At 63.8% G+C, this 13,194-nt stretch carries 7 protein-coding genes; all 7 read right to left on the reverse strand.

Annotated elements, in window-relative coordinates:
- Nucleotide 1: 1 nt before the first annotated feature.
- Nucleotides 2-1,249, reverse strand: a complete 1,248-nt coding sequence (locus C9I47_RS10720) for a FlgD immunoglobulin-like domain containing protein (protein WP_111266733.1) — start codon at nucleotides 1,247-1,249, stop codon at nucleotides 2-4.
- Nucleotides 1,246-2,130 (reverse strand): TolB family protein, encoded by an 885-nt coding sequence (locus tag C9I47_RS10725; RefSeq protein ID WP_190238479.1) that lies wholly within the window; start codon nucleotides 2,128-2,130, stop codon nucleotides 1,246-1,248. The genes C9I47_RS10720 and C9I47_RS10725 overlap by 4 nt, the downstream gene beginning before the upstream one ends.
- A gap of 41 nt (nucleotides 2,131-2,171) precedes the next feature.
- Nucleotides 2,172-8,609: a FlgD immunoglobulin-like domain containing protein gene (locus tag C9I47_RS10730; RefSeq protein ID WP_190238480.1), complete on the reverse strand. Its 6,438-nt coding sequence runs from the start codon at nucleotides 8,607-8,609 to the stop codon at nucleotides 2,172-2,174.
- Nucleotides 8,610-8,687: 78 nt separating this feature from the next.
- Nucleotides 8,688-9,407, reverse strand: a complete 720-nt coding sequence (locus C9I47_RS10735) for a ferric reductase-like transmembrane domain-containing protein (protein WP_190238481.1) — start codon at nucleotides 9,405-9,407, stop codon at nucleotides 8,688-8,690.
- A 22-nt stretch (nucleotides 9,408-9,429) separates the two neighbouring features.
- Complete coding sequence (locus tag C9I47_RS10740) at nucleotides 9,430-10,413, reverse strand: chromate resistance protein ChrB domain-containing protein (RefSeq protein ID WP_111266737.1); 984 nt, start codon at nucleotides 10,411-10,413, stop codon at nucleotides 9,430-9,432.
- Between the two features lie 225 nt (nucleotides 10,414-10,638).
- The gene (locus C9I47_RS17715) at nucleotides 10,639-12,276 is read right to left on the reverse strand and encodes a hypothetical protein (RefSeq protein ID WP_190238482.1); all 1,638 of its coding nucleotides are present in this window, start codon (nucleotides 12,274-12,276) and stop codon (nucleotides 10,639-10,641) included.
- Between the two features lies 1 nt (nucleotide 12,277).
- On the reverse strand, nucleotides 12,278-13,192 hold the full coding sequence (locus tag C9I47_RS10750; protein ID WP_111266738.1) for a hypothetical protein: 915 nt from the start codon (nucleotides 13,190-13,192) through the stop codon (nucleotides 12,278-12,280).
- Nucleotides 13,193-13,194 lie beyond the last annotated feature (2 nt).

Below are 13,194 nucleotides of genomic sequence, written 5' to 3' on the forward strand. Positions count from 1 at the left end.
CCTACTCCCTGGTCTGTTCCTGGCCCGCCGGCGCGCTGCCGGCCCCGGGCCGATCCACCCATACCTTCAGGGTGGCCGTACCGAAGTTGCCGTCATAACCGCGCACGTTGACGGTGACGAAGTGCTCGCCCTCGTTGACCGACGAAGTATCCCAATGCCAGGTCATCGGCAGGAAACCGACCTCGTTCTCGAAGGCATAGATACCATCCACGAAGAACACCGGCTCGAAGCGGCGGGTCAGGACAAGCTCACGGTCCTCGTCGGCGACGTTGAGCCGCACCGGCACGCTCCCGGATACGATCCAGCGCCCCTGCGCGTCGCGCCGGGTGATGCCGTCGAGGGTCAGCGACGCGCTGACGTCGCCCCGCGTCTCCAGCGGCTGATCGGCGTGGTGATACATGCGCTTGGGCCCTTTCGGCGTCTGCCGCGGACGGCTCGCCTCTTCCGGCAGATCGGCGAAGCTCACCCGATCAGGAGCGGCTCCGACCAGCAATGTATTGTCGGGCAGGCCGTAGGCCATGACGCCCACCGACAGACGCGGATGCCGGCTCAGCGAGAGCACGCCGGAAGCGTCCTGGCCGTCCCAGGACTCGGCCTGCTTGCCCGCAGCTCGGGGCACCCAGTCGATCAGGGTTCGCAGATACGGCCCTCCGTTCTGCAGGCCCAGACGGATATTGACGCGCGCGGGCTTGTCGGTGCGATAACGCACCAGCCCTGCTTCCGGATCCCATTCGACGTCGGCGACCTCCAGAGCTTCACCACCGGTCAGATCGGTGAGGTCGTGTATGACCGGAGCGCCGCTGTCGGCAATAGCCTCCAGGGTGTAGACGTAGGCCTCCGCCGGCACCTGGCGCCCCCTGCCATCCTGCCCATCCCAGGCCAGGCTGTGCTCTCCGGCTTCGAGGCGACCGCCTTCGACCTCGCGGACGCGCCTGTCGCGCCCGTCGTAGATCACCAGGGTCACCTCCGCCGGGACATCGATCCTGAAGTGGACAGTGGCGGTCTCACCACGCTCCGGATCGAAGCGCAATTGATCCGCCCGCACCTGGGTAATCCTGACTGCGGCGGGCTCAGCCGCCTCGTCGGTCTCGGCCTCGGGCCGGTCAGATGCGGCGGGAACGGCCACCGGCGTGAGCGGGCCTTCCTGCTCTTCGGCCTGTCGGGCGCCATCGGTGTTCTTCTGCTCTGCGCACCCCGCAAGACAGAGCGTGACAAGAATCAGCGCGATCCGCAGCCGCCCCCGACTCATCGCTCGCCTCCGTGGACTGGCGACCAGACCGGATGTCGCGCGCCCTCGGGCATCTCGGTAAGGCGCTTGAGCTCGCTGGATCCCAGGTCATACCGCCAGATGTCGATATTGCCGTCACGCGTGGACTCGAATGCCAGCGCCTTCCCGTCCGGCGACCAGGTCGGGCGCGCGTCGAGCTCGGGATCGTCGGTCAATTGCTCGGCGCGGCCGTCCGGATGGCGGATCCACAGGTCGTAATTGCCGGTCTGATTGCCCGAATACGCGAGGGCGCCATCGGGCCGGGCGGCCAGATCGAAGTGATAGAGGGCGTTGACGGTCAGCTGCTCGGTCTCGCGGGTCGCGACATCCGCCCGCCAGATGTCGTGCGTCTGCCCGCCCCGTCCGGAAAGAAAGTAAACCTGCGCGCCGTCGCTCGACCAGGTCGGCTCGTGCTGCAGGCGGGCCATCGAAGTCAACTTGTTGAGACCACCGGTGGACAGATCGAAGGTCCAGATGTCGTTGTTGTCGATACTGTCCGCGGTACTGAGCGAGAACGTTGCCTGTCGCCCATCGGGGGAAACCACGGCATCCAGAATGCCCGGCATCGGCGCCTGGACTGCGGAGGCTTCGCCACTGTCGGCATCGAGCCTGAACATTCGGCCGTCGTGCAGGTTGACCAGCAGCGTGTTGCCATCCGGAAACCAGGAAATCCTGGAGACATCGGCCTTGAAGTCACTGAGCTTGCGCGGCGAGCGGCCTTCGTCATCGGTCACCCAGACCTCCCAGTAGCCGTCCGAAACGGCCAGAAACGCAATCGACTCCGGCGCCTCCGATCGGCAGCCCGACATCAGCGCCAGGCACAGGCCGGCCAGGGTCAAGATTCGTGGTTTGGGTGAACGCATGTTCTCTCTCGAAACCGATGACATCGAACGCTATTCCTTGGCTAGCGGTACAGATTCACCACGCCCCGATACAGGGACGCACTCTGGTTCTCGGCCGATCGGGCCTGAATGGCGAAGGTGTACGCGCCCTCTTCGGAAACCAGCACCTGATTCACGGACGTCGGTTGGCCGCCGGCACCCTGCGTGTCATAGCCGCGCCACTCGACCACGTGATCCAGCGGATTGCCACCGGCGTCATTGGCTTGCAGTAACTGGTCATCCACCAGAACGATCGCCGACGGATCGTTGGGGTCGGCCACACCTGGAGGCAGCAGAACGAACCGCACGTACGCTTCCTGACTGATCCGATACGCCATGCGCGTGACCTGCTCGTAGCTGTGGGATATCAGATACGGATCCGCCTTGACCTCGATGTCGGGCGCCGCGCCGGGGCCGGTAACGATCGGCGCGTCGTCCAGCACATGGATTGCCGTGGGGCGCACCCGCGCCGGGGCCGGATAGTAGATCGAGACCGGACCATCGACGATGCTGCCGTCGGGCCGCCGCCCGTCCCAATGGAGCCAGTGCTGGCCTGCCTCGTAATAGACATCCTGGAAGGCATAGAAGGCATTCTCACCCGAAGGGGTGACCTGCATGCTCAACAGCCCCGGGTAAGTCATCGTCACCGATATCCTGTAGAACTCGTTCTTGTAGGCCGCATATCGGCTGGGAACGGATCCGGCCACGCTGCCCACTCCGCTTGGGGCAAAGGCATCGAACAGATACGGATCACGGCCGTCGTCCGCGATCAGGACGACCCGATACAGCCCGGGTCCGACGTTCTCCCCCTGGGAGTCCTTGCCATTCCAGGAGAACGCATGCTGCCCCGCCGTCGCAATCGCATTGCTGTCCGTGTACAGCAGTGCATTGTCGCGTTCGCGACGGATCTGCACCGTCACCGTTGCCGGACGACTCACCGTGAACACCCCCTGGGCGGACTCGCCATCCAGTGGTTGGATCTGGCTCGCGCTCAACTGGACATCGCTCACGACCACCGCCAGCTCGCCGTTGGGGGCGGAGAGGAAGCTGCCGTAGTCAACATTGGGCGACGTTTCATGACCGGTGTAGATCGTGGTCACGATGACGGCCGGGTCATTGCTGCCCCACCAGTTCCCCGTTGCATCGAGCACGGCAGCAGCAGGATTGCCGAAATAGGAGGCGTATACGTTGTAGTTTTGATTGGCATGGATGTTGCTGCCATGAACCACCGGGGCGGGATTCTGCGCCTCGGCCTCGTTGCCGCGCACGTAGATGCCGTAGTTGTTGGCCGTGATCTCGTTGCCGTTGGTGATCTGCGGCGAACTGCCTGCACGCACGTAGATGCCGTAGGTGTTGTGACGGAACAACGACTGCTGAATCGTGCCCTCACCACCATCGAAATCCACGCCGTAGCTGGCGTACTCGATACGGGCATGCTGCATGTCCAGCACGCCGGTTTCGGTCACCTCGATGCCATACCAATCGCCCTTTGCGGGCGTGGGGGCGGTTGAACCGAACACCACGCGGTTGGCCATGTCCCCCTGCACGATCAGCGTACCGGCGACCTGCAGTTTTTGACCAGGCACGACGTCCAATCGCGCGCCCGCAGCCAGGGTGAGCGTCACGCCAGGCGACACAACCACGTTTCCGAGCATCTGGTGTTCCCCCGCCGGCAGGGTGCGGTCCGCGAGGATCACGCCCTGCACGGATTCACCTGCGTAGACAGGCGCCCCCCCGGGGCCATCCAGATAGCTACCGTAGTCCACAACCGGAGCATCGGAGGGATCATCATTCCAGTCACGCACACTGGCGGCGATATTCGCTGGATTCACGCTGCCCCACCAGTTCCCGGTGGCATCCAGCACCGTCGACGCCGAATCGCCGAAGTAGTTCGCGTGGTAATCCTCGCCGCTGTTTCCATACAGCTGATTCCCGGTCACCACCGGCGCCGGATTGTTTGCGACGTTTGCGTTGCCGTACACATATATGCCGCGATAGTTACCGGTGATCTCATTGCCACCACTCACCAGAGGTGCGCTATTGATACCCACATAGAGACCGTCGTTACTGCCGCGGATCTCGTTCGCCTCCGTGATCTGCGGGGCGATCTGCGACGCCGGCGAGGCCGCCGACATCTGGATGCCTGTGTAGTTGTTCAACAACCTTGAGTGCCTGACCGTACCGTCACCGCCATTAAAGTACAGCCCCCTGTTGGCGCAGTGGATCTCGACATAGTCGAGACTCGCTGTCGCTCCCGCCACCACCTCAATGCCCTGCCAATCCTGGCGTCGCGTCGACACGCCATCGCAGGCCGAGGTGCTCGGCCGCAAGACCGCTGGCTGTGTGGCTGAACCCGCCGCCACCAAGCCGCCTTGCACCTTCAACTTGTAGTTACCCGGCACGTTCAGCTGGGTGCCAGGGCTCAGCGTCAGCGTCGCACCAGGGGCCACCGTCACATGTCCGAGCAACAGATATTCCGTGGACGACAGGGTACGATCGGCCGCAATCGGCCCGTTCAGCGTCTCACCCGTATAGACCGGCGCACCGTCGGGGCCATCCAGATAGCTGCGATAGTCCACGACCGGCGCATCGGTCGGGTCGTCGCTCCAGTCATTGATATCCGCCGCGATGCTCGCCGGATCGACCGTTCCCCACCAGTTCCCGGTGGCATCCAGCACCGTCGAGGCCGAATCGCCAAAGTAGTCCGTGTAGTAGTCCACACTATCGTTCCCGTACAACCAGTTCCCGGTTACCACCGGTGCTGGATTGTGATCGGGGTTGCGGTTGCCATACACATGAATGCCACGAAAGTTGCCTGTAACTTCATTGCTTCCGGTCACTACGGGCGCGCTGTTGATGCCAATATGCAGGCCGTACTGCCCCCCCCGGATCTCGTTTCCAGAGGTGATCTGCGGAGCGATCTTCGCCGCCGGCGATGCCGCCGACATCTGGATGCCGGTGTAGTTGTTCAGCAGCTTCGAATGACGGACCGCACCATCACCGCCATTGAAGTACACGCCCCTGTTGGCACAGTGGATCTCGGCATACTCGATATCCGCGGCCGCACCTGCCTGTACTTCGATGCCCAGCCAGTCCTGGCGCTTGGTCGACACGCCGTCGCAGGCCGACGCAGTCGGTCGCAGCACGACCGGTTGCGAGGCAGTGCCTGTAACGACCAAGCCGCCCTGTACCGTCAGCTTGTAGTTGCCTGGCACGTTCAGTTGGGCGCCAGCGCCCAGTGTCAACGTCGCCCCCGAGGCCACGGTTACCTGCCCCAACAGCAAATATTCGGATGCCGAGAGCGTACGATCGACGGCGATCGGACCGTTCAGCGTCTCACCCGTATAGACCGGCGCACCGTCAGGGCCATCCAGATAACCATGGTAATTCACGACCGGCGCATCGGTTGAGTCATCACTCCAGTCACGAATGTCGGCGGCGATGCTCGCCGGATCAACCGTTCCCCACCAGTTCCCGGTGGCGTCGAGCACCGTCGAAGATGCGTCACCAAAGTAGTCCGAAAAGTAATTGTCGCTGACGTTTCCGTACAGCCGATTCCCCGTCACCACAGGCGCCGGATTATGGGCCGCATTGCGATTTCCATACACATATATGCCGCGGTTATTGCCCGTAATTTCGTTGCCACCGCTCACCACCGGCGCACTGTTGATGCCGACATGCAAGCCATAGTCGCTACCACGAATCTCATTACCCATTGTGATCTGTGGAGCGATCTGCGTCTGCGGCGATGCCGCGGACATCTGGATGCCGGTGTTGTTGTTCAGCAGCCTCGAATGCTGGATCGTGCCATCGCCGCCATTGAGGTACACGCCCCTGTACGCACAGTGGATCTCGGTGTACTCGATATCCACAGTCGCGCCTGCCTGCACTTCAATTCCCATCCAGTCCTGGCGCTTGGTCGACACGCCATCGCACGCCAATGCAGTCGGTCGCAGCACCACCGGCTGAGACGCACTTCCAACCGTCACCAGGCTACCCTGCACCGTCAGCTTGTAGTTGCCCGACACGTTCAATTGGGTGCCGGCCTCCAGCGTCAGCGTCGTCCCCGAAGCCACGACGACTTGCCCCAGCAACAAGTATTCCGTCGCCAATAGAGTCCGATCGGCCGTGATCGGACCGTTCAATGTCTCGCCCACATAAGCCGGCGCACCACCGGGGCCGTCCAGATAATGGCTATAATCCACGACCGGCGCATCACCTGAATCGTCGCTCCAGTCACGGATATCCGTCGCGATGCTCGCCGGATCGGTGGACCCCCACCAATTCCCGGTAGCATCCAGCACTGTCGAGGCAGAGTTTCCGAAGTAGTCCGCGAAATAGCTGTCGCTGCTGTTGTTGTACAACCGATTCCCGGTCACCACAGGCGCCGGATTATGGGCTGCATTGCGATTCCCATACACATATATGCCGCGATGGTTGCCCGCAATTTCGTTGCCGCCGCTCACCAGTGGCGCACTATTGATACCCACATATAGACCATAGTTGCTGCCGCGAATCTCGTTCCCGGCCACAATCTGCGGGGCGATCTGCGTCTCTGGCGATGCAGCGGACATCTGAATAGCTGTGTAGTTGTTCAGAAGTTTCGAGTGCTGGACCGCACCATCACCGCCATCGAAGTACACGCCCTTGTTGGCGCAGTGAATCTCGGCGTACTCGATACTCGCTGTTGCGCCTGCCTGCACTTCGATGCCACGCCAGTCCTGACGCTGGGTCGACACGCCATCGCACGCCGACGCAGTCGGCCGCAGCACCACCGGTTGCGAGACGCTTCCCGCCACTACCAGGCCGCCCTGCACCGTCAGTGTGTAGTTGCCCGGTACGTTCAGCTGGGTGCCGGCATCCAGCGTCAGCGTCGCCCCCGAGGCCACCGTCACATGCCCCAGCAGCAGATACTCCGTTGCGGACAGCGTCCGGTCCGAGGCTATCGGGCCGTTCAAGGTCTCACCCACGTAGACAGGCGCACCGCCGGGACCGTCCAGATAGCCGTGATAGTCCACAACGGGAGCATCTCCGGGATCATCGTTCCAGTCGCGAATGCCCGCCGCGATGCTCGCCGGATCGACGGTTCCCCACCAGTTCCCCGAAGCGTCCAGCACCGTCGCAGCCGAATCGCCAAAGTAATCTGCGAAATAGTTGTCGCTGCTATTTCCGTACAGTCGGTTCCCCGTTACCACCGGTGCCGGATTCTGGGCGGCGTCATGGTTTCCATATACGTACAGGCCGCGATGATTGTCGGTGATCTCGTTGCCACCACTTACGACCGGCGCACTGTTGATACCGACATGCAGGCCGTACAAGCTGCCACGAACTTCATTCTCCGCCGTTACCTGAGGAGCAATCCGGGCTGTCGGCGACGCCGCCAGCATCCGAATACCGACCAAGTTGTTCAGCAACTTCGAATGCCGGACCGAGCCGTCCCCACCGTCGAAGTGCAAGCCGTTGCTTGCACAGTGGATCTCGGCGTACTCGACGTTCGCGCTTGCGCCGACCTGTATCTCGATCCCCTGCCAGTCCTGACGCCTGACCGAGACGCCGTCGCAAGCCGAGGAGATCGGCCGCAACACCACCGGCTCCAACGCACTGCCCGAAACCACCAGCTCGCCCTGCACCGTCAGTTTGTAACTGCCGGACACGTTCACCTGAACACCGGGCTGTATCCATAGCGTCGCCCCGCTGTCGACGACCAGGTGCCCGTCGATTGAGTAGGGCGTTCCATCGCCGGCCGTCCAGACCGTATCCGCAACCACTGTCCCGGATTGGCTTCTCGATAGCTGGTTCGTGTAGACCGTATCGACCGTATTGGAAACAGGGCTCTGACCGGTTCCGTCGCTGATCACGGCATAGACGCTGTTGGCACCATCCTCCAGCGGTACCCAGGCGGCAAAATTTCCGCCCGTCGCGACGTCTACCGTGCGCGTGTAGCGTCCGTTCACATAAAAGCTGACGGCGCCTCCAACAGACACCGAGCCACTGATCGAGAGCGGGTTATCGGCCGTCGTCGAAGGTGGAACATCGAGTACCGGTGCAGGCGGCCCGGCAGTGGTCGCGGTCGCGCTGGTGGCATTGAGCGACGGCGCACTTGTCGGACGATAGAACACATTCTGCGCCACGGAGGATGGAGGCGGCACACGCGTCTCATCACCCCAGACCCTTAGCTCATTGGAGCCCGGCTGAAGCTGGACCTGCGCGGCAAAATCGCCGCTGCCATTGGTCTGGGTCCAGGCGACGGTGTTCTGATTGAGTTCGACACGGATCGGCTGATCGGGCTCGGCCATGCCGGTGATTCGAAGCAACGGCTCGTAATGCGTGTCAGGCAATGAATAGAGCAGAACCTCCCCTTCTCCAGACGATGTCTGCGACGATGCGGGAATGCTTGCGACAACCCATGTAGCCGCAATCATCAGGATCGCCATAACGGCGGGCGAAAAACGCTTGTTCATCGTCCTCGATCTCCGCATTGCCTAATTGCACCTTCATGGGCAACCATCGCCACCCGTGACTGACGAGAGAGATTGAGCTCAGACACGCTCTCGTTCCCGCACTTGCTCCAACGCAACTCCGGCCGGCTGCTCGATAGCGGGACGCCGCCCCTTCATGGCCACCCGCAACCTTGACCAGGAGGCGGCCACCAAGCTTGTCGCAACAAACAACAATACGTAACGCATGGCTCCGAACCGGGATTCGCTCCCGATCGCATAGGCATGCAGGAATACCAGGGTAAAAACGACGAACCACAGCATATGCACAAGCTTCCAACGTTGCCGACCTCTTGAAACCCTCCACCCGGCATATGCAACAAGGAGCAGGCACCAGAAGGCCAGAAGCCCCAGGCTCACGAAGGCGTTGTAGTAGCCCTGTCCAAAGTTGGGCAGCAGCAGGCTCCATGCCGGCACGCCACCGCGAAGAGATGCGGCAACGAAAAACAGGCCGACGTGGGCCAAGACCAGAACAAGTGTCGCGCACCCAAGTCGCCGATGAAGCTTGAGCGGCGCCGGCGGGATCCCATTGAGCACGGGAGTGCGCCGCGCAAGCGCAAGCAGGCACTGCGCCCAGAAGCAGCTCAACGCCAGCAGCGCGGCGAATTTCGAAGTCACATAGAGGGCCTGACCTGGCGGCAGCGTGTGGTCCAGATAGTCCAGTGGATTACCCACGGAAACCAGCCACACAACAACAGGCGCCAGCAGCACGGCCGCAAACACCATACAAACAAGAACCTTTTTCAGCTTCCCTGCAGACATATGGAGAATCGTCTCTTGGTGACTACCGTGTACTTTCCTTGGAGAGGCAACGACCCGGCGCCGAAATGCACTCGGCCATCTGCCTTTGCGCATCGATCTCGCCCATTGCCTCGGAACCGGCCATTGGGAGCCCCTGAGACAACCAGCCTTTCATTCCGTATGGCTGCAGAATGACCGCATTCTGGACACCCGCTTCACGCAATGCCTTGGCCATCTCGAACCCACGAAAATCCTTGACGCAATACGCGACGACGTAATCAGCGCCTTGAACCCTGTCGATTGCGGCGGCATCCAACTCGCGCAGAGTGATATTCAGGGCACCTGGAATATGCGCCTCGCCATATTCGTTTGCCTCCCGGACATCGACGAATATCACCGACTTTCCTCGTTCCATCTCTTCGAGGAGGCCGGGAATGGCCACCTCTGGAACGATTCGATTGCTCTGCCCTTCAACCAGGGCATGGCGACCGCAGTCCACCGCAAGCGAGCCCGGCACGATTTCCGCATTGTCGACCCGCCTCGAGCGAAGAGCGTCGTACACGGCATCAAAGAACGCCATATAGCATTCAGGAGGCACCTCGCCATACGTTTGCCCGCGCTGAAGCTCGCGAAACGCCTGCTCGACGACAGCAGACTCGGCAACCATGTTCGGCGCCCAGAAATTCACTTCGATGTCGTTGATGATCTGGGCAAGACGAGCCACATCCGGATCATCAATCCCGTGTGCCTCTTGAGCCACCTCAAAGACTGATCGATCACCGACCCTTTGCAGGTCGGAACCTGGCATATCGAAAGTCGTGCCTGCGGGTCGGGGACTGTCTGTCTCGGCGACTACCAGCCCGGCACCCGGTACCGCATGGCGGGTAAGGAGCCAGGCCGTAGCCCATTTGTCGGGCCCTAGTCCGTGCTCGGTCACGAATACCGTCTGAGGGACCGCCGGCTGCTGGCCACAGGAAGCCAGCAACAAAACCACCAGGCCGATGCATCCATGCCACAACGAGTTCATTCCAGTGCCCTTGCGACGCGGGAGCAGATCCGAGAAGGCGTGGTCGGACTACCCGACGCCCGATAGCGGCAACTCTAGTATGAGTCCCGCTCGCCCACAACTGCCGAGACTACACGGCGCATATTTACCAATATTCGCCATCAGCTGTCACACGACGCCCGAGAGAGTTCCGTCGCCAGCGTTCTCAGCCCCATGATCGCTGGGTACGCCCCCTCGAGCAGACAGTTAGCCCCCGCTCCCTCCCGAGCCGCCTCCTCCCGAGCCGCCTCCTCCCGAGCCGCCTCCTCCCGAGCCGCCTCCTCCCGAGCCGCCTCCTCCCGAGCCGCCTCCTCCCGAGCCGCTGCCTCCCGAGCCGCTGCCTCCCGAGCCGCTGCCTCCCGAGCCGCTTCCTCCCGAGCCGCTTCCTCCCGAGCCGCTTCCTCCCGAGCTGCTTCCTCCCGAGCTGCTGCCCCCCGAGCTGCTTCCTCCCGAGCTGCTTCCTCCCGAGCTGCTTCCTCCCGAGCTGCTTCCTCCCGAGCCGCTTCCTCCCGAGCCGCTTCTTCCTGAGCCGCTATTGGGCTCGGGCACCTCCAACGGGCTGTCCGCCATCGAGGTCTGGCCGGCTTCGCCGATCGCGGTGTCCATCGCCTCGCGACGGGCGCGTTCGGACTCGTGCTGGGCCTGCAGGCGTTCGGTGCGGGCGGCGATCGGGTCGCTTTCGGCGACCGGGTTGATCGAGGCGTTGCGGATGCGGTCGGCCTGGGCCTGCGCGGCCATCCGGTTCAGCGGCAGGTAGTCGCTGCGGAAGTTCAGTTCGACCGAGGAGTTGAGCTCCAAGTCGGTGTTCATCTCCTCGGTGCTCTGGTTGCGCTGGGTCGAGACGTAGCCGATGTTGTTCTCGACCTCGGCGCTCACGCCCCATGGACCGGCGCCGAAACGGCCGGCGGCGCGCACCCGGTTCTGCAGGCTGAACTGGCTTCCGCGGTCCTCGCTGGCGGCGCTGCGGGTATCGACATGGAATCGCATCGCCGCATTGATCCGGCCACTGTCGATGACGATCCGGTGCATGCCCATCATCACCATCGTCGCCAGCATCTGCTGGCGCTGGCGGGCCAGATAGCGCCGCGCCAGCGGCACCAACTGCTCGGGATTGCCGGCATCGACGCTCTCGCCCGGCTCCATGCCGAGGGTGGCGCGGATCGCCTCCTCCTCGGGCATCGAGGCGCCGTCGCGCAGCCGCAGGCGGGTCTCGACGGGATCCTCCGGATCGTCGAAGTCGGGGTCGGGGGTCTCGTATTCGACCGACTCGGGAAAATGGTCGGCCACCCATTGCCGCACCTGCGCCAGACCGAACTGGGTCCGCTCGAAGCCCTCGGCCGAGGCCGAGACCGCGTTCAGCAGTTGCACGTACTGCTGCATCTGCTGGGTGCTGGAGTCGAGCATCGCGCGGAACACGCCATTGATCAGATCGGTCACGAAGCGCGGGAACGAGACCGCGTTGAGCACCGCCTGGGTGGTGCCGGCAACGCGATCGGCGGCGGCGGCGAAGCCCGGTTGCGACTGCGCCCGCGCCAGTGGCGCCGGTCGTCGAGGCCCCTGCGAAACGCCGACAGGCGTGGAATCGCCGCCCTGCCGTTCGATGGCCTGTTGCGCCTGTCCCTCCTCGTCGATCAGTTCGGCGGCCAATGCCGATACCCGGACCATCGCGCCGGCCAGGGTGCGACGATCGTCGGCGGACAGGTGGCGGTAGTTGGGCGCGCGCTCCAGCACCTCGCGCACGGCACTGCGTATCCACGGCGCCGGCGGCCGGCCCTGCCCGCCGGCCAGGAGCACCGGCGCCGCGGAGGCCCGGGCGCGCACCGGCGGGGCCGCCAGGGCCGCCATCTCAGGCCACCGCCGGCAATGCCGGCAGCACCGGCATGTCCATCGGCGCGGTCGCCGTCCCGCTCTCGATGCGACCGCTCAACCAGCGTTGGGCGGCGCCGATCAGCTCGAAATCGCCCGGGTCCAGCAGCGGCGCCGAGGTACCGGCATGCTCGGCCAGCCACAACAGCACGGTCTGGCCGGCGCGTCCGAGATCGACATGCCGCTGCACCGGTCCGGCGCCCTGCCCGCGCGCGTCGCCGGCGATCGCGACCAGGGACCACAGCGACTGCACCCCGAACGCCGCCTGCAGCATGCGATCGCGCATGAAGCCCAACGCCTGGTTGATGTTCTCGACGATGTCGCGCGCGGCCATCGCCGCCATCGGATCCACGCGTTGGGACAGGAACTCGACCAGCGCGTCGATCGCGGTCTCCAGCACGACCCGCTCGCGGATGTCGCTGCCGTCGGCCTGGGCAACGATGGCCTCGCACAGCGCGGCCATCAACCGGTCGAAGTACGGCGGCTCGACCGCGCGCGCGTAGATCGCGGCACGTTCGTCCGCGCTCAATCGTTCGCGACGGGCACGCCAGAAATCGTTGATCATCCGCGCGACCGGGCCGATCGGCTGGGTGATCGCACCGCTGGCGAACAGGCCCGCGATCAGCTCGGCGGTCGGCAGCAGGCCGGCATCCTCGAGCTTGGCGGCAAAATACAGTGGCGCGGCCGCGCGCAGCCGCACCCGATCCAGGCCACCGGCCGGCCCCGGCGGCAGGTCGATCGCGCCCAGTTCGTCGAAGCCGGTGCCCGACAGCGCCAACGCCAGCGCCTTGCGCTCGCCCAGCACCGACATCGCCAGCGACAAGGAACGCAGCAGGCCGGCATGCTCATGGCCCGGGTAGAGGCAGACGTCGGCGGGCGGCGGGGCCAGGCGCATGC

This window comes from Marilutibacter maris, from assembly GCF_003233695.1.
GTDB lineage: Bacteria > Pseudomonadota > Gammaproteobacteria > Xanthomonadales > Xanthomonadaceae > Marilutibacter > Marilutibacter maris.

Coding starts and splice junctions, on each gene's coding strand:
- C9I47_RS10750 (WP_111266738.1), bottom strand. CDS start 13,192: ATGCGCCTGGCCCCGCCGCCCGCCGACGTCTGCCTCTACCCGGGCCAT.
- C9I47_RS10725 (WP_190238479.1), bottom strand. CDS start 2,130: ATGCGTTCACCCAAACCACGAATCTTGACCCTGGCCGGCCTGTGCCTG.
- C9I47_RS17715 (WP_190238482.1), bottom strand. CDS start 12,276: ATGGCGGCCCTGGCGGCCCCGCCGGTGCGCGCCCGGGCCTCCGCGGCG.
- C9I47_RS10720 (WP_111266733.1), bottom strand. CDS start 1,249: ATGAGTCGGGGGCGGCTGCGGATCGCGCTGATTCTTGTCACGCTCTGT.
- C9I47_RS10735 (WP_190238481.1), bottom strand. CDS start 9,407: ATGTCTGCAGGGAAGCTGAAAAAGGTTCTTGTTTGTATGGTGTTTGCG.
- C9I47_RS10730 (WP_190238480.1), bottom strand. CDS start 8,609: ATGAACAAGCGTTTTTCGCCCGCCGTTATGGCGATCCTGATGATTGCG.
- C9I47_RS10740 (WP_111266737.1), bottom strand. CDS start 10,413: ATGAACTCGTTGTGGCATGGATGCATCGGCCTGGTGGTTTTGTTGCTG.